This is a genomic window from Candidatus Competibacter denitrificans Run_A_D11, assembly GCF_001051235.1.
In the GTDB taxonomy this organism is placed as follows: Bacteria; Pseudomonadota; Gammaproteobacteria; order Competibacterales; family Competibacteraceae; genus Competibacter_A; species Competibacter_A denitrificans.
This window is the reverse complement of record NZ_CBTJ020000019.1, coordinates 1-18,334: the sequence shown is the minus strand read 5'-3', so window position 1 is coordinate 18,334 and position 18,334 is coordinate 1. Positions and strand designations below refer to the sequence as shown.

The 18,334-nt window shown below is 56.7% G+C and carries 19 protein-coding genes and 1 pseudogene; 10 read left to right on the top strand and 10 right to left on the bottom strand.

Annotation, left to right across the window (positions count from 1 at the left end; all coding sequences use genetic code 11):
- Nucleotides 1-37: 37 nt before the first annotated feature.
- From atpB to rsmG, 5 genes are all read right to left on the bottom strand, one after another.
- On the bottom strand, nt 38-805 hold the full coding sequence (atpB, locus tag BN873_RS02080; RefSeq protein ID WP_048670319.1) for a F0F1 ATP synthase subunit A: 768 nt from the start codon (nt 803-805) through the stop codon (nt 38-40).
- Nucleotides 802-1,182 (bottom strand): ATP synthase subunit I, encoded by a 381-nt coding sequence (locus BN873_RS02075; RefSeq protein WP_048670318.1) that lies wholly within the window; start codon nt 1,180-1,182, stop codon nt 802-804. Before BN873_RS02075 ends, atpB begins: the two co-directional genes overlap by 4 nt.
- A 197-nt stretch (nt 1,183-1,379) precedes the next feature.
- Nucleotides 1,380-2,261 (bottom strand): ParB/RepB/Spo0J family partition protein, encoded by an 882-nt coding sequence (locus BN873_RS02070; RefSeq protein WP_048670317.1) that lies wholly within the window; start codon nt 2,259-2,261, stop codon nt 1,380-1,382.
- Nucleotides 2,258-3,073, bottom strand: coding sequence for a ParA family protein (locus BN873_RS02065; RefSeq protein ID WP_048670316.1), 816 nt, complete (start codon nt 3,071-3,073; stop codon nt 2,258-2,260). The genes BN873_RS02070 and BN873_RS02065 overlap by 4 nt, the downstream gene beginning before the upstream one ends.
- 4 nt (nt 3,074-3,077) lie before the next feature.
- The gene (rsmG, locus tag BN873_RS02060) at nt 3,078-3,716 is read right to left on the bottom strand and encodes a 16S rRNA (guanine(527)-N(7))-methyltransferase RsmG (RefSeq protein ID WP_048670315.1); all 639 of its coding nucleotides are present in this window, start codon (nt 3,714-3,716) and stop codon (nt 3,078-3,080) included.
- A 153-nt stretch (nt 3,717-3,869) separates the two neighbouring features.
- Between rsmG and truD the strand changes: the two genes are divergently transcribed.
- Both truD and BN873_RS02050 read left to right on the top strand, forming a co-directional pair.
- Nucleotides 3,870-4,907 (top strand): tRNA pseudouridine(13) synthase TruD, encoded by a 1,038-nt coding sequence (gene truD, locus BN873_RS02055; protein WP_048670314.1) that lies wholly within the window; start codon nt 3,870-3,872, stop codon nt 4,905-4,907.
- Complete coding sequence (locus BN873_RS02050) at nt 4,904-5,686, top strand: CDP-alcohol phosphatidyltransferase family protein (protein WP_053085210.1); 783 nt, start codon at nt 4,904-4,906, stop codon at nt 5,684-5,686. Before truD ends, BN873_RS02050 begins: the two co-directional genes overlap by 4 nt.
- A 22-nt stretch (nt 5,687-5,708) precedes the next feature.
- On the opposite strand, the gene BN873_RS02045 is transcribed toward BN873_RS02050, so the two are convergent.
- Nucleotides 5,709-7,391 carry a sulfatase-like hydrolase/transferase gene (locus BN873_RS02045; protein WP_139031633.1) on the bottom strand — a complete coding sequence of 561 codons (1,683 nt, stop codon included), beginning with the start codon at nt 7,389-7,391 and terminating at the stop codon, nt 5,709-5,711.
- Nucleotides 7,392-7,406: 15 nt separating this feature from the next.
- Nucleotides 7,407-8,513: a PQQ-dependent sugar dehydrogenase gene (locus BN873_RS02040; RefSeq protein WP_242434353.1), complete on the bottom strand. Its 1,107-nt coding sequence runs from the start codon at nt 8,511-8,513 to the stop codon at nt 7,407-7,409.
- A gap of 221 nt (nt 8,514-8,734) precedes the next feature.
- Here BN873_RS02040 and BN873_RS02035 point away from each other — a divergent pair, with 221 nt between their 5' ends.
- Entirely contained in the window at nt 8,735-9,139 is a 405-nt protein-coding gene (locus BN873_RS02035; RefSeq protein ID WP_048670311.1) for a hypothetical protein, read from the top strand.
- Nucleotides 9,140-9,196: 57 nt separating this feature from the next.
- Here BN873_RS02035 and BN873_RS02030 read toward each other — a convergent pair whose 3' ends face one another.
- Together BN873_RS02030 and BN873_RS02025 are read right to left on the bottom strand one after the other, a co-directional pair.
- A complete protein-coding gene (locus BN873_RS02030) occupies nt 9,197-9,415 on the bottom strand; it encodes an acetyltransferase (RefSeq protein WP_242434352.1) in 219 nt (72 codons plus the stop codon).
- A 13-nt stretch (nt 9,416-9,428) separates the two neighbouring features.
- Complete coding sequence (locus BN873_RS02025) at nt 9,429-11,513, bottom strand: SEL1-like repeat protein (RefSeq protein WP_048670309.1); 2,085 nt, start codon at nt 11,511-11,513, stop codon at nt 9,429-9,431.
- A 153-nt stretch (nt 11,514-11,666) separates the two neighbouring features.
- Between BN873_RS02025 and BN873_RS02020 the strand changes: the two genes are divergently transcribed.
- From BN873_RS02020 to BN873_RS01990, 7 genes are all read left to right on the top strand, one after another.
- Nucleotides 11,667-12,272, top strand: a complete 606-nt coding sequence (locus BN873_RS02020; RefSeq protein ID WP_048670308.1) for a TerD family protein — start codon at nt 11,667-11,669, stop codon at nt 12,270-12,272.
- Between the two features lie 19 nt (nt 12,273-12,291).
- A complete protein-coding gene (locus BN873_RS02015) occupies nt 12,292-13,536 on the top strand; it encodes a TerD family protein (protein ID WP_048670307.1) in 1,245 nt (414 codons plus the stop codon).
- Between the two features lie 45 nt (nt 13,537-13,581).
- Nucleotides 13,582-14,034: a tellurite resistance TerB family protein gene (locus tag BN873_RS02010; protein ID WP_048670306.1), complete on the top strand. Its 453-nt coding sequence runs from the start codon at nt 13,582-13,584 to the stop codon at nt 14,032-14,034.
- Nucleotides 14,035-14,046: 12 nt separating this feature from the next.
- The gene (locus BN873_RS02005; RefSeq protein WP_048670305.1) at nt 14,047-15,126 is read left to right on the top strand and encodes a TerC/Alx family metal homeostasis membrane protein; all 1,080 of its coding nucleotides are present in this window, start codon (nt 14,047-14,049) and stop codon (nt 15,124-15,126) included.
- A gap of 108 nt (nt 15,127-15,234) precedes the next feature.
- Complete coding sequence (locus tag BN873_RS02000) at nt 15,235-15,810, top strand: TerD family protein (RefSeq protein ID WP_048670304.1); 576 nt, start codon at nt 15,235-15,237, stop codon at nt 15,808-15,810.
- A gap of 50 nt (nt 15,811-15,860) precedes the next feature.
- Entirely contained in the window at nt 15,861-16,439 is a 579-nt protein-coding gene (locus tag BN873_RS01995; protein ID WP_048670303.1) for a TerD family protein, read from the top strand.
- A gap of 91 nt (nt 16,440-16,530) precedes the next feature.
- A complete protein-coding gene (locus BN873_RS01990; protein WP_048670302.1) occupies nt 16,531-17,895 on the top strand; it encodes a TrpB-like pyridoxal phosphate-dependent enzyme in 1,365 nt (454 codons plus the stop codon).
- A 43-nt stretch (nt 17,896-17,938) separates the two neighbouring features.
- On the opposite strand, the pseudogene BN873_RS01985 reads toward BN873_RS01990, so the two are convergent.
- Nucleotides 17,939-18,334: pseudogene (locus BN873_RS01985) on the bottom strand (hypothetical protein); the annotation flags it as partial.

Sequence of the window (18,334 nt, the reverse complement as noted above, 5' to 3'; positions counted from 1 at the left end):
CTCAGCTTCGATCTTGAGATCCGCAGCCTGCGATTCCTTAGTGATCTTCGTGCGCCATGCTCAGATATACGATTGTCAGCACCATGAAGATAAAGGCTTGCAACGTAATGATGAGAATATGAAAAACCGCCCAAGGCCACCCTAAGACGAATTGAACCCACCAGGGAAGCAACGCGATCAGGATGAAGATCAATTCGCCAGCGTAGAGATTGCCGAATAGCCGCAAGCCGAGCGAGATCGGTTTAGCCAAATCTTCGACGATCCGCAGCAGCAGATTGAACGGCATGAACCACTTGCCGAAAGGATGGGTCAAGATTTCCATAGTAAAATGGACCGGACCTTTGACCTTGAAGCTGTAGTAATAAAGCAGCAGCAAAACGGAGATCGACAGGCCGAAGGTCGAATTCAAGTCGGTGGAAGGCACCGTGCGCAAGTAGGGAATGCCGAACAGCGCAGCGATGGAAGGCAACAGATCCACCGGGAATAAATCCATGAAATTCCACAAAAAAACCCAAACAAAAATCGTTAAGGCCAAGGGGGCAATCACTGGATTATGGCCGTGAAAAGAATCCTTGACTTGGGTATCGACGAACTCGACCAAGATCTCACACAGGTTTTGCAAAGGACCCGGTACGTCGCTGGTGGCTGATTTGGCTGCCTTCATAAACAACCAGAGGAAAAAGGCACCCAACGCAATCGAGAAAAACATGGTATCTAAATGCAGGGTCCAAAAACCCTCACCCACCTTGAGATTAGTCAGGTGGTGAATGATATACCCTGTTGCGGAATGACCGGTTTCGCTCATAGCGTTTTCACCGAAGCGTCGAATGTGAAGGGTAAAGCCAGCCAGTAGGCCATCAGTGCCGCGCTATAGCCCAGCAACAGCGGCAAGGGGGCCACATCACGCCAGAGTAAGGCGCCACTTAGCAGAGTGACTGTCAGCAGCAATTTCACGATCTCGCCCCAATAAAAAGCGCGGGCGATTTTGGCGGCGGGCGCACCGATGCGCACCGAGAAGACTTTACTGGCGAAGTACAGAGAAACGAGAGCGCTGATGCCGCCGCCGAGTAACGCGGAGCAGGCTGCTTGCAGACTACCGAAGGCAAAAGCCCCTGTCGCGATCAACAGCGTGAGGAGAAGCTGAATGGCCGCTATTTTCCAGGTGACTTGTTTTGCGCCCATGATCGGATTGGTTCTAATTCTCTGGGCGCCGTGTCGCGCGGGCATAGTTATAATTATGGCTGTTTGTTTTTAGTTTTTTTGTTTTACGCCACTGTGGAAAGGTTCTTTAAAAACTCGCTTCCTGACCTATCCTAGCCACGTAGAATGTTACGAATTATAGGGAATTTGGCACAGTGGGGTCAACGAAAATCGCTGTGTCACTTCATTCGAGCAATAATGCCGTCTAGCTCGTCCAAGCTGTTGTAGTGCACTACCATGCGGCCCTTGCCCGAAGTTTCTTGCCGCAGTTGCACGCGGGCACCCAACCGTTCTGACAGATCATCTTGCAAGGAACGGATATTAGGGTCCAAGGGTTTCTCGCGTGGCGGCGTCAGGGCCTCCTGTTTGAGCAGCCGGCGGACCAGATCCTCGGTTTCTCGTGCCGATAGGCCGCGCAGCAGCACTTGGTGAGCGGCCTCACGCTGCAAATCGGCCGGCAAAGGCAACAAGGCTCGCGCGTGGCCCATCTCCAGTTTGCGCTCATGAACCAGCCGCTGAACATCCTCGGTTAAATCCAGCAGTCGCAGCAAGTTCGTCACCGAGGTGCGCGACCGGCCTATCGCTTCAGCGGCCTGCTGGTGAGTCAGCGCAAATTCGGCGATCAGGCGCCGCAAGGCAACCGCTTCCTCCAACGGGTTCAAGTCTTCGCGCTGAATGTTCTCAATCAGCGCCATCGCAATCGCTGCTTGATCAGGCACTTCACGGACGATAGCCGGTATTTCGCTCAACCCGGCCAATTGGGCAGCCCGCCAGCGCCGTTCACCGGCGATCAATTCGTAGTGTTCACCACCCAACGGCCGCACGACGATGGGTTGCACCAAGCCCTGAGCACGGATGGAGTCAGCCAGTTCGTGCAAGCTATCCTCTTGCAGCGTTTGGCGAGGTTGATAGCGGCCCTTGACGATGTGTTCGACCGGCAATGGCCGTAGTGTCTCTGAGAAAACGGGTTCCGCTGGGGCTTCAGACCGGCTGGCAGCGGTCAATCCCGCACCGAGCAAGGCATCCAAACCGCGTCCAAGCCCGCCTTTCTTTCTAATCATGCTGATTGTCCCGTTCCCTGTGTTGTTGCTGCGGTTTTCGGCGGTGGCCGGCGCAGCCGCTTGCGGACTTCCTTCGCTAGGTCACGATAGCTTTGCGCACCGCGCGAGCCATCGTCGTAATAGATGATCGGCAAGCCATAGCTGGGTGCCTCCGCCAGACGGACGTTGCGCGGTACGAGGGTCTCGAACACCGTATCGCCGAAATGTGCCAGCAACTGCGCCGAAACATCGTTGGCCAACCGGTTGCGGGGATCGAACATGGTCCGTAGCACTCCCTCAATCCGCAATTTGGGATTCGTCGAATTGCGCACCTTATCGATGGTATCCAGCAGGGCCGATAGACCCTCCAGCGCGTAATACTCGCACTGGACCGGCACGATCACCGATTGAGCGGCGGTGAGCGCGTTGACGGTCAGCATGTTCAAAGCCGGTGGGCAGTCGATCATGATGATGTCGAAATTCCACTCTACCGATGCAAGAGCAGTGCGCAGGCGGCCTGGCGCATTCTCTGCTTCCAGCAAGTTGATTTCGGCAGCGGTCAGATCGCCGTTGGCCGGCAGTAGCTGCATCTGCGCCTTTTCAATCCATTGCAAAGCCTCAGTCAAGGTCGCTTGGCCCAGTAAGACATCGTAGCTGGTCGCGGTCACAGCGTGCTTGTCAACACCGCATCCCATGGTGGCGTTGCCTTGCGGGTCCAGATCAATCAGGAGCACGTTCTGCCGGAGCGCCGATAAACAGGCGGCTAGATTGACAGCGGTGGTGGTTTTACCAACACCACCTTTCTGATTGGCGATTGCGATGATGGCGGCCATGGACTCAATCTCGAAAAGCGGGCGCGGGGGCCAGGTGAACCAGATGGCGTTCGGCGTCCAAGCTAGGCACCCGCAACCGATGAACGCCGACGACAGCATAACCGGACGGCAAACGAGCCAACTCGTCGTCGGGAAACACGCCCTTCATGGCGAGCAGCCGACCGGTGGGCGCGCATAACCGTCCTGCATCGACTACCATGTCCGCCAAGGTCGCGAACGCCCGCGAGACAATGCAGTCAAAAGGTGCTTCTGGTTGATAGTCCTCGACACGGCCCCGCACGACATTGACGTTTTTTAGTTGCAGATCGGCAACGACCTGGATCAGAAATCGAGTTCGCTTACCGTTGCTATCGAGCAAAAAGAAGTCATGATCCGGCCGCACGATGGCCAACGGAATGCCCGGTAGGCCCGCACCGCTGCCGACATCAAGCACCCGCGATCCGACTAACCAGGGTAAAATCGACAAACTGTCGAGCAGATGGCGGACGACCATCGCTGCCGGATCGCGGACAGCCGTCAAATTATAGGCTCGGTTCCAACGCTCCAGCAGGGTCAGGTAAGCGCTCAGGCGCAGACCGCCTCCGTTAGGCAACTGGATGTCCATATCCTCGCATCCGCCAACGATGGCTTGTTCGATGCTCATAAAACGTCCTCGCCTGCTATCCACATACCCGCCCCGCAAAGAAGGCGCGCATTGTAACATGCCGCCCGATCTTCGCAGGGGGCAATCCGTCGCTGATCCGAGGTGTAAGCCACTCCGGGTGCAGCTACCCAAACCGCTCGGCCCTTCATCCCCATGACCTACTCGACAGCTTTCTCAGAACTCCCCTACGCCTATGGCCAACCCCAGATTCAGGGAAGGTTACGCACCGCACCTGAGGATTTCCAGGTGCGTGAAGTCCTTGGCTTTACGCTCGATGGTAGCGGTGAACATGTCTGGTTATGGGTGCGTAAGCGTAACGCCAATACCGAATGGGTAGCGCGGCAGTTGGCTAAGTTGGCTGGGGTACCGACCGGCGCTATCGGCTATGCCGGCCTCAAGGATCGGCACGCCGTGACCGAACAATGGTTTTCGGTCCAGTTGCCCGGTCGGCCGGAACCGGACTGGGCGACCATTGATGACCCCGATATCACCGTGCTGGAGGTGATGCGTCATTCCCGCAAGCTGCGACGCGGCGCGTTGGCCAGCAACACCTTTCGGATTGTGGTGCGCGACCTGAAAGGCGATCCCGCTGAGCTGACCGAGCGACTTACCCGCATCACAGTAAATGGAGTACCCAATTACTTTGGCGAACAGCGCTTTGGTCAGGAGGGTGGCAATTTAGCGCGCGCCGAGGCGATGCTCAGCGGTAAGGAAAAAGTGCGCGACCGTCACCGACATGGCTTATATCTGTCTGCTGCCCGGTCAGCTCTGTTTAACGCCGTACTGGCACGGCGTGTCACCGAGCATTCCTGGAATCAGCCCTTATCGGGAGAAGCACTGATGCTGGCTGGCAGCCATAGCGTTTTTGCCGCCGGTGAGCCGGATGAAACGATTCATCGACGGGTGACAGAATGCGACTTGCACCCAACCGGGCCGCTGTGGGGGGCTGGGGAGCTGCTATCGACCGGCGCGGCGCGCGTACTCGAAGAAACGGTGGCCGAGACTTTACCTGTATTCCGCGATGGCCTGGGGACCGCTGGGTTGCGACAGGAACGACGGGCCTTGCGCTTGCTCGTAGATGATGTGGGGCTGGAGTTTTTGCAACCTGACACCGCGAGCATCAGTTTTCGCTTGTCGGCGGGTGCTTATGCGACGGCAGTTTTGCGCGAGTTGGTCGGAGTCATCGCTTGAAAAGAGCGCCGATTTTACCAACTCCTGCCATTGCATCGACGACCTCTCCGCTGCGGCGACTGCTGGCCAACAGCCTTTTATATGTCGTTCCCGTATCTCTGCTGGTCGTGGTTTCGGCGGCTGGTGTTGGCGAGTTAGCCCGACAATCCATCGGCTACATCGGCCAGTGTCTTCTGGCATTGATTGGTCTGTTGTTGGCCTTGCTGCCTTTCCTACCCCAACATCTTCCACTGGAACGGTTTGGCGCAGCCAACGCGGTGACGCTGGTGCGCGCGGGTATTACCGCTTTAATGGTCGGATGGCTAGGCCGAGGCACTCTATCGACGGAGGTAAGCTGGCTCATCGTTGTCTTGGCCACGCTTGCCGTCCTGCTGGATGGTGTGGATGGCTGGTTAGCACGGCGCTATGGGTTGGCAAGCGCTTTTGGTGCCCGCTTTGACATGGAGATAGACGCTTTTTCGATCTTAGTGATGGCCGCCTTGGTGTATCAGTCTGATAAGGCGGGGGCCTGGGTTATCCTGTCGGGCGCCTTACGCTACGGCTTTGTCGCTCTCGGTCCTATTTTTCCCTGCTTGCGGCGGCCGCTGCCCCCGAATAAGCGTCGCCAAACCATCTGTGTCATCCAAATTATCGCCTTGATCATCTGTTTGGCTCCGTTGGTTGCGCCGCCTTGGTCAGTCGTGCTGGCCGGTTTAGCGCTCAGCTTGCTCAGTATGTCTTTTGCGGTGGATGTCGCCTGGTTGGTAGGCCATTCCTCGGTTGAGAAGAACGGCCAATGAGGATTTGGCCACCGCCAGCGGATTAATGAATGGGCGGTACAGTGACAGGGAAGGCCGTCCGTACACCCGCTGCCGATGCACCATCCAACGCTCGTAGCAGCAAAGGCCCCAATGCTTCGATGCTCCCCAAAGCGCCCTGATCGGGCGTCATGCCCCAGTTGAAGCCGAGATCCACCAACGTCTGGAGCAAAGCCGCATCGCGCGAAAACAGATGGACCGGTACCTGCCAGGAAATATCGCGGCCCCCGACTACCGCTGGGGGTTGGTGATCGCCGAGTACCATCAAGAAAGCAGTCGAAGGCGCGTAGTGACGGAGATAGCCACCCAGCACCGCTAGGTTGTAGCGCACGCTGCGGCGATAAGCCCCTGCCAGTTCCTCGCCATCAAGTCGGCTAGCGAGTGCCACCGATTCGGGGGTCGGCGCGGCGCCCGTGGTGGCGATTTGGCTCCAATTCGATTGATACGGGGGTAGTGGCGCAAACGGGGCATGACTGTTAATCGTTGGGAAAAACACGAACAGCGGCGCCCGTTCAGTCGGCGTTATCTCCATCTGGTGGACGCGATACAGGCTATATTGGTCGGGGACAGCCCACCAACCATAAGCCGGCCCGGTATAATTCAATGCTTGGTTATCGTAAAGCTGGTCAAAGCCATAAAATTGACCTTCAGGCCAAGGAAACTTGAGACCGGGCATGATCGCCACCGTCCGATAGCCCGCAGCGCCGAAGCGGCTGACGAGAGTATCGCGGCGGGAAGCCAACAGGCTTTGGTAATCGTTTTGATCAGCGATGCGCAGCCCGGACAGCAAGCTGGAATGGGCCAGCCAAGACGATCCGCCAAAGGTGCTGGAATTCACTCGCGCCGAAACACTGTGCCAGCCAGCGCCCGTCAACGCGCGCTCCAACCCGCTGAACTCCTCAGCCAGTGAGGTGCTGAAACGGGGATCGTCAAAGACCAAAGCGCCGTAAGATTCAAAAAACCAAACGAATACATCGCCGTGCCGGAGCCGTTTGAAATCGGAATGGGGTAGCGGAGGTTGGGAATTAAGCCAGCGACTATCCTGGAATACGGTCGCCTTGAGTACCCGTCGGGTTTGCTCGACAAACAAGTCAGAAACCGGCAGCGCGAACCAACGCTCACTCGGTAACAACACACGCAACCGACCGGCGCCATACAGTGCGAGCAACACCAGAGAAAATGTCCCCAGCCAGCGCCGGTCGGCTGGTTGGGCCAACGCTCGCAACACAACGGCAAATGACCAATGCAAAAGTCCGATTAATGCGGCACCCACTGCCAGCAACGCAACCATTGCCAGCAGCAACCGCCAGAGGGGTACGCTGGTCAGGAACATAGCCGCAACATGGACAACATGCTGGCTATCCCAATACAAGTCGATGGACCGCCCCATCAAGGCCGGGACAGTGACATCCAGGTAGCGCCCGATTACAAACAGCGAATAGCCTCCGACCAGGGCACGACGCATGGCCTTTCCCGGCAACTGCCCTCTGATCGCTGTGCCGACGAGTACCAGCAGCAATATCGTCAATTCGACCGAAAATTCAGGAACCCAGCGTATGCCGAGAGTTGGCCAGACATTTTGAAAGGTGAGCGTTGAATTGAGGACCAGCAACGCTCCCAGCAAGGCCAGAACTTGCGCTATCCGGCATCGGTTGATTCGGCCGCGCCCGGCAGTAGCAACATTCACGGCGCGTCGTGATGGCTAGACTTTAGGGACCAATGCGGCATCGTAGCGAATGCGATAAATCGCCCCGGCATGATCATCAGAAACCAATAGCGAACCATCCGGCAATACCAGCAAATAAGCGGGCCGTCCCCAAACCCGTTCGCCGTCGAGCCATCCTTCCGCGAAAGGCTCATAACTGACCGCCCGACCATCGCGCAAGGTCACCAGCATGACTCGATAACCGATTTTAGCGCTGCGGTTCCAGGAGCCGTGTTCAGCAATCAAGATCTGGCCCCGATAGCGCTCAGGAAATTGGGTGCCGGTATAGAAGGTCAGTCCAAGTGGCGCCACATGCGGCCCCAACTTCTGTGCGGGTGGCGTAAAATCTGCGCAATTTTTACCAGCGCCGAATTCAGGATCGAGAAAATCGCCGCCGTGGCAGTAGGGATAGCCGAAATGAAGACCGGATTTGATGGCCTGATTGAGTTCGTCTGGGGGAAGATTGTCACCCAACCAATCACGACCGTTTTCAGTAAACCATAAGGTGTGATCCGAAGGGTTCCAGGTAAAACCAACCGTGTTACGGATACCGCGCGCGAAAATCTCCATCCCAGAGCCGTCTGGATTCAGTCGGCGCAACTCCGCATAACCGGCTTGATCACAGATATTGCAAGGCGCCCCGACAGCCACATAGAGCTTACCGTCCGGACCAAACGCAAGATAGCGCCAGCCATGGGCTTGCTCCTTCGGTAAAGCGTTAGTGACCAGCACCGGTGCTGGCGGATTGTCCAGTCGGCTTTCGATGTTGTCATAGCGTAAGATTTGATCTACCGCCGCCACATACAGCGCGCCATCGCGGAAGGCGATGCCGTTGGGCATTTTGAGGCCGCTGGCGATGGTGCGGGGTGCCGCCGCGCGACCGTCGCCAGCGGCATCGCGCAGCGCATAGATACTGCCTTCGCCTCGCGTACTGACAAAAATGGTTCCCCGCTCACCGCGTACCATCACCCGTGCGTTCGGTAACTGGTCGGCGAAAAGTTCTATCTTGAAACCCGGAGGTAGCCGGATGCGGCTTAGCATCGGCTCGGCGGCAATGCTTTGGATCGATAAAGCGTACAGCGTCCACAACACAAACCGGAGCATTTTTCCAAGCATCAGCAAAACCTCGGCTCAATAAGTTGGCGGACCTCCCGGCAGCGGCTGGCAGTTGGCTGGCGATTGGCGTAATATTGCAACACGTATGCGATTTGTCGCCGAATTGGCGCGCCATCCCGAACACGCCGAACCCCCGCGCTACCGATATCCTGGCGCGGGGGTTTTCGTTTGGAGCCACACTCGACCCAGATCATAAGAGGTAAAACAAGATGAGCAGGGTAGACGAAGAGCAGCAAGTCTCGGGCGAGGGCAGCATATCGGAAACCAACGAAGACCTCAGTGAGGATATGCAGCGTTGCCTCGACGAAATCGTGGGTGTCTTGCGTAAATACGAGATCGGCGTAACCCTGTGTTTGGCCAATGATCGTGAATCGGTCCTGATGTACCGCATCCCCGACTGGTGCGCGGTGATGCTCAATGATGGAGAACCCGAAGTGAATCACGACAAACTTTGGCAAACCGACGACCTGGAACAGTTATTAGGCCGCACCTATCGTTTGGCGAACACCCTGTGCCAAACCAACGAGCGCCTGCACACCGAATCAGCCCGGCTTGAAGAGTTTGTGCGCGATCTCGGCCAGCATTTACTCGACCCAAACCGCAAAAGCCATTGAACCCTCTGCCATCGCTGGAAAGGAAGCCAACGTCTCCCGTTGTTGCCGTCGTGGCGTTTAGCCGATCTGCCGCACATCAACCCCACAATCGGCTGGGACTAAAGCCGCTGCATTGAGAAGAGGCGTCAAATCCAGTTGTCGGAGAACCCCGATGGTATATTCCCAGCGACCCTCCGCGCATAGCCCACTCAGGCCGGCATCGTGGTAAGCCTCTAAAGCGGTGCTGACACAGGCTGTTCGTACCCGTTCCGCCAATTGTTGGTCGTGCTCGTCCACATTTGCCTCCCGATCAGTTGGTTTGGGCTGCTGACGCATGAGCAGTCCGCCATTCGCGCGCCAGCGTTCGGGCGCGTTCCATATCGGCTTCATTGAGCTGGCTGGCTGCGTATTCGAGCGGTTGAGCCGCGCCAACATAGCCGCCGGAAGCCGCCAAATTCAGCCAGACATGGGCTTTGATCCAATCTCGCGGAATGCCCCGACCATCGCTGTGCAGCATTCCCAAAGCATACTGGGCTAGCGGTAACCCATTTTTAGCGGCCTGCTCGAACCAGTTCACCGCCTGGCGATCATCGCGGGCCACACCCCGCCCAGTCGCATACGCCAAACCTAACATAAGCTGAGCAAGGGGCAAATTTTGGGTAGCCGCCTTACGATACCACGCCACTGCTTGCGCATCGTCGCGTGGCAGGGCACCCCGTCCGTCGGCGTAGAACAATCCCTGATTTAATTGCGCAACGGCCAAACCTTGGTCCGCAGCTTTGCGATACCAGCTTAACGCTTGCGCGTCATCACGCGGCGCCCCCTGGCCTGTGGCATAGAGCGCCCCGACATTGGCTTGGGCCTGAGCATCACCCTGTTTGGCGGCTTCCTGAAACCATTGCAACGCTTGCCGGTCATCGCGGGAGACGCCCAGGCCATTGGCATACATACCCCCAAGGCGGACCTGGCTGGCAATATGACCTTGCTCGGCCGCTTTACGATACCACTCGGCGGCCTGCCCATCGTCACGTCCGATAAGTTCACCGCGAGCATACAAAACGCCCAGCAAATATTGCGCTGGTGTATGGTTTTGTTCGGCTGCCTTACGCAACCAATCGAACCCGATCTTGTTGTCCAGCGGCACGCCGTTGCCTGCCAAATAGCGTTCCGCCAGTTGCAATTGGGCCTCTGGGCTACCTCCTGTCGCTGCTTGCGTCATTAACTGCAAACCTCGGCTCTGGTCTAACTCCATGCCACGACCGCTGAGATAACCGTTCGCCAACTCGAGTTGTGCCAAGGGCAGATTCTGGTCGGCCGCGCGGCGAAACCATTGCAGCGCTTCCGCACCATCGCGGGGTAGACCGTTCCCCTCTGCGTACATACGGCCCAGATAGTATTGGGCCAAGGGCAAATTTTGGCTGGCAGCCTGCCGATACCATTTCACCGCTTCGGTATCGTTACGGGCAGTGCCTTTCCCTTCCCCATACAGGCGCCCCAGATTGAGCTGCGCCAGCCCCAAGCCCTGTTCTGCCGCTTTGCGAAACCATGTGAAGGCCGCTTGTGCATCAGGCGCCAGGCCACGGCCATTCAGATAGCGCACACCGAGATTGTACTGCGCTTCAGCGTTACCTTGTTCTGCCGCCTTCCGATACCATTGCACAGCATCCTGGTCGCTGGCAGCGATCCCTCGACCACCAGCATACATCGCACCCAGCGCCAGTTGTGCTCCGGCGTGGCCTTGCGCGGCGGCTTTCTGATACCACTGCACCGCCTCTTTGTCGTTAGGCGACACACTGCGACCACTGGCATAGAAGTTTCCCAACTGAAATTGGGCGCCTGCATTACCCTGAGCAGCGGCTTTCTGATACCAATTGAACGCTTGTTGGTCGTCACGGGGGGTTCCTTCCCCATTGGCATGTTTATTGGCCAGCAAAACCTGCGCTTCTACATGACCGCCCTCACCGGCACGCCGTAACCATAAGCGTGGTTCCCGCTCGTCGGGGGCCATTTGGGGGTTTTGGATATAGAGAACTGCCAAGTTGTATTGGGCGTTGGGGTTGCCCTGCTTGGCGGCCTGCTTGAACCATTCGATAGCGTTGGCGTGGCTCTGCGCCGCGCCTTGGCCCCGCAGGTACATGGTGCCGACCATGGTTTGCGCTTGTGGATCACCCCGTTTAGCCCAGCTTAGGTACTCCTCGAAGGCTGCTGGATAGTCTCCACGCCGATAGGCGTCGGCAGCCTTGTTGGTCGAGGAGTTTGGTGCCACGGTTTGATTATCGCCGTAATGCCAAACGCCTTTGTCATCTTGCCATTTCTTGAGCTTCTCTTCGGGCGCTGGAGCAGCCGCCTCGACAGCGGCGACTACCAAGATCGCTAGCATCGCAAGTGTGCGCATGATCCCTCCAGACTGGGCAATAGCCAGGTACCAAAAGTTAAAATATATTGAAACAACTTGAAAATGTCGTGAAGCGTCCGTATGTTTTGGCTATTCGAGAAGCCATTACTCCAACACTTCATTCACACCAGTAACTTCATTTAGAGGCATCGTATGGCCATCAACCTGCAAAAAGGACAGCGCATCAGCCTGCAAAAAGAGACCGGGCGCGGTTTGAGCCAGGTCGTAATGGGGCTTGGCTGGGGCATGAAGCAAGTGCAAAGCCGGGGCTTTTTAGGCTTCGGTGCTGGTACCCGTCAGGAAGCGGTCGATTTGGACGCCTCCTGTCTCCTGTTCGACGCCAATGGCGCTCTGGTCGATACCGTCTGGTTCAGACAACTGAAAAGCCATTGTGGCTCCGTTCAACACAGTGGCGATGATCGTTCAGGAGGCGGTCAAGACAGCGCCGAGAACGAACGCATCAGTATCGACTTGTCGCGCCTGCCCGCGCAGGTGCAAACCCTCATCTTCACCGTCAATAGCTTCAGTGGCGAGGGGTTTGCTGGTATTCCGAGCGCGTTATGCCGTATTGTCGATGGTACTGACAACCGCGAGGTCGCTCGCTTCGATCTATCATTAGAGGGTGGAAACTACACCGGCCTGATCATGACCAAATTGTATCGCCATACCGATGGTGAATGGAAATTGCAGGCCATCGGTGACCATGCCAGCGGCCGCACATTTCATGAACTCATGCCGGCGCTCCGGCCTTACCTGTAATCCCCATCGGATTTTTCTCATGGATTTGCAACCCGGTCAGAATTTTTCCATTACCAAGCATAGCCTGGCGCCGGCCGTGGTCGAGATCACCTTGGCCTGGGAGCCAACCAGCACGCCGTTGACTCTCGATTCCAGCGCGTTTGCCCTCACAGCGGCGGGAACCGTGCGCGGCGATGATGATTTTGTATTCTACAATCAGCCAGCCCTGTCAGGTGGCGGTATCCAGCGCGCTGGCGATGCACGGGCTTTTACCGTCACCTTTGGGCAACTCCCGGCAGCCATTGAACGGATCGTCGTTGCGCTGACTATCGACCAGGGGCTACGGCGCGGGCACTCTTTTGGCCAGTTGGCGCAAGTGCGGGCGGAAATCCGCGATGCACAAACCAAATCGGTGTTGGCCGCTTTTCCGCTGGCGACCAAAATGATGGCCGAAACCGCGCTGATTGTCGGTGAGTTCTATGTGCGTAACAGCGAATGGAAGTTTCGCGCCGTGGGTCAGGGTTTTGTCGGTGGCCTGGCGCCGCTGGCTCGCCAATATGGGGTGGATGTCGGCGACGATCCCGATGCTGCCCCGCCGCCTGGACCGGCTCCTGCTGCTCCCTCCCCGCCACCACCGCCGCCACCGGTTCCCACACCGGCATCGCAACCCATCCGGCTGGAAAAAATCACCCTTGATAAGAAAAATCCAAGCATTTCGCTGGAAAAGAAGGCACAAGGATTTGGTGAAATCGTTGTCAACTTGAACTGGCATCAGGGCACTGGTGGTGGTAAGGGTTTTTTTGGCCGGCTCACCGGCGGGCGCAAAGTCGATCTCGATTTGGGTTGTCTATTTAAGCTACGTGACGGTCGGGGCGGGGCGGTGCAGGCGCTTGGGAATACCTTCGGCAGTCTTCATCAGCCGCCCTATATCCAACTGATGGGCGACGACCGCAGCGGTGCGAGTGCTGCTGGGGAATTTCTGCACATCAACGGCCAATATTGGCATGAGCTGGATCGGATCGTGCTATTTGCCATGATCTACGAAGGCGCACCCAACTGGTCAGAAACTGATGCGGTCGTTACCCTGCAAGCGCCCGGCCAACCGACTTTGGAAATCCGGTTAGACAGCCATCGCAATGACCAGCGCATGTGTGCGTTGGCGATGCTGGAAAATCAAAGCGGTAACCTAAAAGTCACCAAACTCGTGGACTATTTCCGGGATCATCGCGATCTCGACCAAGCGTATGGCTTTGGCTTGCGCTGGGTGGCGGGTTCCAAAGACTGATTCCTTTTTCGTTATACATTTACTGAAAATACGGAGACATCCAATATGGCCCTTGAATGGTTGAAGCAGCGTTACAGCGAAGTCGCCGCGAACTTGAAAACGGAGGTGAGCAAGTTTAAAAACAAAAGTTTCCTGGAAGCAGTGGTAGCCGGCTGTGCGCTGGTTGCCCACGCGGACGGCGTGGTCAAGCCTGAGGAAAAGCAAAAAATGATGGGTTTCCTGCGCAACTCCGAGGTGTTATCGGTGTTCGATGTGCAGGAAGTCATCGCCATTTTCGACAAATACTCAAAACAGTTCGAATTCGACCATCAGATTGGTCAAGCCAGTGCTTTGCAGGTGGTCAGTAAGCTCAAGGGCAAGGACGCGGAAGCCCGCTTGATGGTGCGAGTTTGCTGTGCCATCGGCGCCGCCGATGGTAATTTCGATCCTGATGAGAAGGCAGTGGCGAGTAAAATCTGCGCCGAATTGGGCCTCAACCCCAAAGATTTTGACCTCTAAGCGCGCGAGACCATGGAACATCACATCGGTTATCCTCTGGAAACCATCGCCATCTTTGCGGCGGTGGTCATCTTTTCAGTGTGGCTGGATCTGCGGCTGCACCGAGACGGCAAGGACATCAGTATCGCCAATGCCACGGCGTGGTCACTGTTCTGGATTTTCCTCGCTATCGGCTTTTATTTTTACATCAAGCTTCATCATGGCGCAGAATTTGCTGAACTGTTCCTGGCCGGCTACATCCTGGAAAAATCGTTGTCAGTGGACAACCTGATGGTGTTCGTCGCAATCTTTGCCTCATTCGGGATCAAGGGCGCTTTGCAACACCGGATTTTGTACTTTGGAATTCTGGGCGCAGTGCTTTTTCGGATGCTGTTCATCGCCTTCGGCACCACGCTGTTTGGACTGAGCACCTGGATCGAATTTGTGTTCGCCGCCATCGTGGCCTGGACTGGCTGGAAGATGCTATCTGGAGTCGGTGGGGATGATGAAATTGAGGATTATTCCGATCATTGGTCGGTACGATTCACCCAAAAATTGATCCCGGTTTATCCGCGCCTGTACGGGAATCACTTCTTTGTTGACCGCGCGCATGTCGAAACCATGGTAGCCCAGGATTCCGGTATTCAGGTCGCCCGCAAGGCGGCGCTGTATGCCACGCCAATGCTGCTGTGTCTGGTGGTGATTGAGGTTTCCGATATCATTTTTGCCTTTGATTCGGTTCCGGCGATCATCGCAGTGACCCGCGAACCGTTGCTGGTCTATTCGGCCGTCATTTTTGCCATCCTCGGCTTGCGCTCGTTGTACTTTGTGCTGGCAGCAGCGCAGAAATACTTGATCCATTTGGACAAGGCCGTGGCCGCGCTGTTGTTCTTCATCGCCTTTAAGCTGGCGTTGCAGGCGTCTAACCACTTGTTCCACTGGCCTGGGTTTAACATTTCCGCTGACCTGAGTCTGATGATCATCCTCGGCACTTTGGCGGTGGGTGTGATTGCCTCGTTGGTGTTGCCAGCGAAAGATGAGCCGAAAGACGCAAGCACAGTTCAGCAAGCAAAAGTTGAAGAACAGATTGAGGCGCGTGATCGAGAAATCTGACCACCGTTGCCGGGCAGTGCGTATGAAGTGCTCGCCATTTCGATCCGCCTGCCCTTGGCCTTTTCCATACTCCCCTATCCCCATTCACCTACGGGAGGATACTTAAATATGGCTATTTCTCTGAATAAAGGCGGTAAATTATCCCTCAGTAAGGAAGCACCGGACCTGAAGAAAGTCTTGGTAGGGCTGGGCTGGGACGCTCGCGCCACTGACGGCGCCGATTTTGATCTGGACGCTTCCGCGTTCTTGTTGGACGCAAGCGGCAAGGTCCGTTCCGAAGCCGATTTCATTTTTTACAACCAGCTAAAATCCGCCTGTGGTTCGGTGCAACATACCGGCGATAACCGGACGGGTGCCGGCGAGGGTGACGACGAGGCGGTCATGGTCGATTTGACCAAAGTACCGGCGGACGTACAAAAAATCACCTTCACCGTCACCATTCACGAAGCGGACCAACGGCGGCAAAACTTCGGCCAGGTTGGCAACGCCTTCATCCGGTTGGTCAATGCCGAAACCAATGCCGAAGTGGCGCGCTATGATCTGGCTGAGGACGCCTCGACCGAGACGGCGATGATTTTCGGCGAGATTTATCGCCATGGCAGCGAGTGGAAATTCGGCGCGGTCGGTCAAGGCTATGCGGGTGGGCTAGCGGCGATGTGCAACCAATATGGCATCAAGATCTGACCGGTCACTCCACCGGTCTTCCTTTATCTCGCAACTAAAAGGATGACAGCATGGCTATTTCACTGCAAAAAGGCGGCAACGTTTCCTTGAGCAAGCAGGTGCCTGGTTTGAAGCGCGTCCGCTTTGGCCTGGGTTGGGATTTGCGCAAGACCGACGGCAGCGCTTTCGACTTGGATGCTTCGGCGTTTGTGCTGAACGCCGATGGCAAGGTGCTGAGTGACCAGCATTTCGTCTTTTATAACAACCCCAAAGACCCCTCTGGGGCGGTTGCCCATCAAGGCGATAACCGCACTGGTGAAGGTGCCGGCGACGATGAGGTCATCGAGATTACCCTGGATGCGATGGAAGCCAATACGGCTAAAGTGGCGTTTGTAGTCACCATTCACGATGCCGAGGCCCGCAAGCAAAACTTTGGACAGGTCAGCAACGCCTACATCCGCGCGCTCAATGCTGAGGGTGATCAGGAGATTGCCCGCTACGATTTGTCCGAAGACGCCTCCACTGAGACGGCCATGATCTTCGGCGAACTCTATCGCAACAATGACGAATGGAAGTTCAAGGCCATCGGCCAGGGCTATGCGGGTGGCTTGGCAGCAGTGGCGCGCGATTTCGGCGTTAATCTCGGCTAGACTCAGTTAAAATCAGCAGCGCCCAATCGCCGCGCTGCATTCACTTAGCCCGCCGATTTCCTGGCGGGCTTTTGCTTTTTGGAAAAGACTCATGAGCGAGACCGTAAAATACCTGCTTGATGAAAACCGGATGCCCACCTTCTGGTACAACCTGGTCGCCGACTTACCGAAACCACCGCCGCCGGTACTGCATCCGGGCACGCTCCAGCCCATCGGCCCGGATGATCTGGCGCCCCTGTTCCCCATGTCTTTGATTCAGCAGGAAGTCGCCACCGAACGCGAGATCGCCATTCCAGAACCAGTCCGGGCGATTTACCGACAGTGGCGGCCGAGTCCTCTTTACCGTGCTCGCCGCCTAGAAAAGGTTTTGGATACCCCAGCACGGATTTATTACAAATACGAGGGCGTCAGCCCAGCCGGCAGCCATAAACCCAACACCGCTGTTGCGCAGGCGTTCTATAACAAAGAAGCGGGCATTCGGCGCATCGCCACCGAAACCGGTGCCGGACAGTGGGGATCATCGCTGGCGTTCGCGGGGGCTTTGTTTGGAATTGACGTACATGTCTTCATGGTACGAGTGTCCTATCAGCAGAAACCCTATCGCCGTGCCTTAATGGAGACTTACGGGGCGCGCTGTGTGGCCTCGCCATCAGAGGAAACCGCTTCGGGCCGGGCGGCGCTCGCCCGTCACGCGGACCATCCTGGCAGCCTCGGAATCGCCATCTCCGAAGCGGTCGAAGTTGCCGCCCAACGGCCCGATACCAATTACGCGCTCGGTTCAGTCCTCAATCACGTTCTGCTGCATCAAACCGTGACGGGTCTTGAAGCCATGGCGCAATTGGAACTGGCGGACGATTATCCCGATGTGGTGGTTGGTTGTGCCGGTGGCGGTTCTAATCTGGCCGGTATCGCGTTTCCGTTCATCGGTGCGCATTTGCGCGGCGGGCCGGCGGTACGTACCCTTGCCATCGAGCCGGCGGCCTGTCCCACTCTCACTCGCGGTCGCTACGCCTACGATTTCGGCGATACTGCGCATCTGACGCCGCTGGTTAAAATGCACACCCTGGGCGCGACCTTCACGCCGCCCGGCTTTCACGCTGGGGGATTGCGATATCACGGTATGGCCCCGCTGGTCAGTCACGCCAAGGAATTGGGCCTGATCGAGGCGCGTGCTTACCATCAGATTGGTTGTTTCGAAGCCGGTGTCCAGTTCGCGCGTGCTGAAGGTATTTTGCCAGCCCCGGAAAGCAATCATGCGGTGAGAGGCGCGATTGATGAGGCGCTACGCTGCAAGGCGGAAGGGGTAAGCCGAGCGATCCTGTTTAACCTCTCCGGTCATGGTCACTTCGATATGCAGGCATATATGGATTATTTTGCCGGTAAACTGCTGGACCAAAACTATGACGAAGCCGAACTGAGCATGGCGCTATCCGGTTTGCCGGCGGTGGAGGCTTGAGAAGCCCGATCAGAGGCTTAGATCGTCGCGGCGCGTAGCAATTTTAGCCCAAGGGTTTTAGCCAAAACACCATCGGTTTGGCCGATTCGGCGGTTTCATCCCGATCCTGCCAGGAGAAGGTCGTGCGCAATTCCGGGTGCTGGACAAAGCCGCGTCGATGCCAAAACGTATCAAGCGGCTGATAACCCGCCGGCCGACGTGGATGGTCTGTGGGTCGCTCAACGGCGCAGAAACAAACCGTGTCGAAACGCGCCAAATCGCGAACATGGGCTTCGCGCTCCTCGAAAAACCGCTTGCCTAATCCTCTGTTCCGATAGTCCGGCAGCAAAACCGATTCACCGTTAGGAGTTACGCAGTTGGTTGATAAAGAGCGATAAGGAAGGTTATGAACCCACCGAAAGTCACAGATGAAGACTACATCCAGTTTCTGATAGCGACA

Bases quoted from the DNA above. Each gene is read 5' to 3' on its own strand.
- rsmG (WP_048670315.1), bottom strand. From the start codon at position 3,716: ATGAGCATCGAACAAGCCATCGTTGGCGGATGCGAGGATATGGACATC.
- BN873_RS02020 (WP_048670308.1), top strand. From the start codon at position 11,667: ATGGCCATCAACCTGCAAAAAGGACAGCGCATCAGCCTGCAAAAAGAG.
- BN873_RS02040 (WP_242434353.1), bottom strand. From the start codon at position 8,513: ATGCTCCGGTTTGTGTTGTGGACGCTGTACGCTTTATCGATCCAAAGC.
- BN873_RS01995 (WP_048670303.1), top strand. From the start codon at position 15,861: ATGGCTATTTCACTGCAAAAAGGCGGCAACGTTTCCTTGAGCAAGCAG.
- BN873_RS01990 (WP_048670302.1), top strand. From the start codon at position 16,531: ATGAGCGAGACCGTAAAATACCTGCTTGATGAAAACCGGATGCCCACC.
- BN873_RS02025 (WP_048670309.1), bottom strand. From the start codon at position 11,513: ATGCGCACACTTGCGATGCTAGCGATCTTGGTAGTCGCCGCTGTCGAG.
- BN873_RS02035 (WP_048670311.1), top strand. From the start codon at position 8,735: ATGAGCAGGGTAGACGAAGAGCAGCAAGTCTCGGGCGAGGGCAGCATA.
- BN873_RS02005 (WP_048670305.1), top strand. From the start codon at position 14,047: ATGGAACATCACATCGGTTATCCTCTGGAAACCATCGCCATCTTTGCG.
- atpB (WP_048670319.1), bottom strand. From the start codon at position 805: ATGAGCGAAACCGGTCATTCCGCAACAGGGTATATCATTCACCACCTG.
- BN873_RS02070 (WP_048670317.1), bottom strand. From the start codon at position 2,261: ATGATTAGAAAGAAAGGCGGGCTTGGACGCGGTTTGGATGCCTTGCTC.
- BN873_RS02010 (WP_048670306.1), top strand. From the start codon at position 13,582: ATGGCCCTTGAATGGTTGAAGCAGCGTTACAGCGAAGTCGCCGCGAAC.
- BN873_RS02000 (WP_048670304.1), top strand. From the start codon at position 15,235: ATGGCTATTTCTCTGAATAAAGGCGGTAAATTATCCCTCAGTAAGGAA.
- BN873_RS02015 (WP_048670307.1), top strand. From the start codon at position 12,292: ATGGATTTGCAACCCGGTCAGAATTTTTCCATTACCAAGCATAGCCTG.
- truD (WP_048670314.1), top strand. From the start codon at position 3,870: ATGACCTACTCGACAGCTTTCTCAGAACTCCCCTACGCCTATGGCCAA.
- BN873_RS02065 (WP_048670316.1), bottom strand. From the start codon at position 3,073: ATGGCCGCCATCATCGCAATCGCCAATCAGAAAGGTGGTGTTGGTAAA.
- BN873_RS02075 (WP_048670318.1), bottom strand. From the start codon at position 1,182: ATGGGCGCAAAACAAGTCACCTGGAAAATAGCGGCCATTCAGCTTCTC.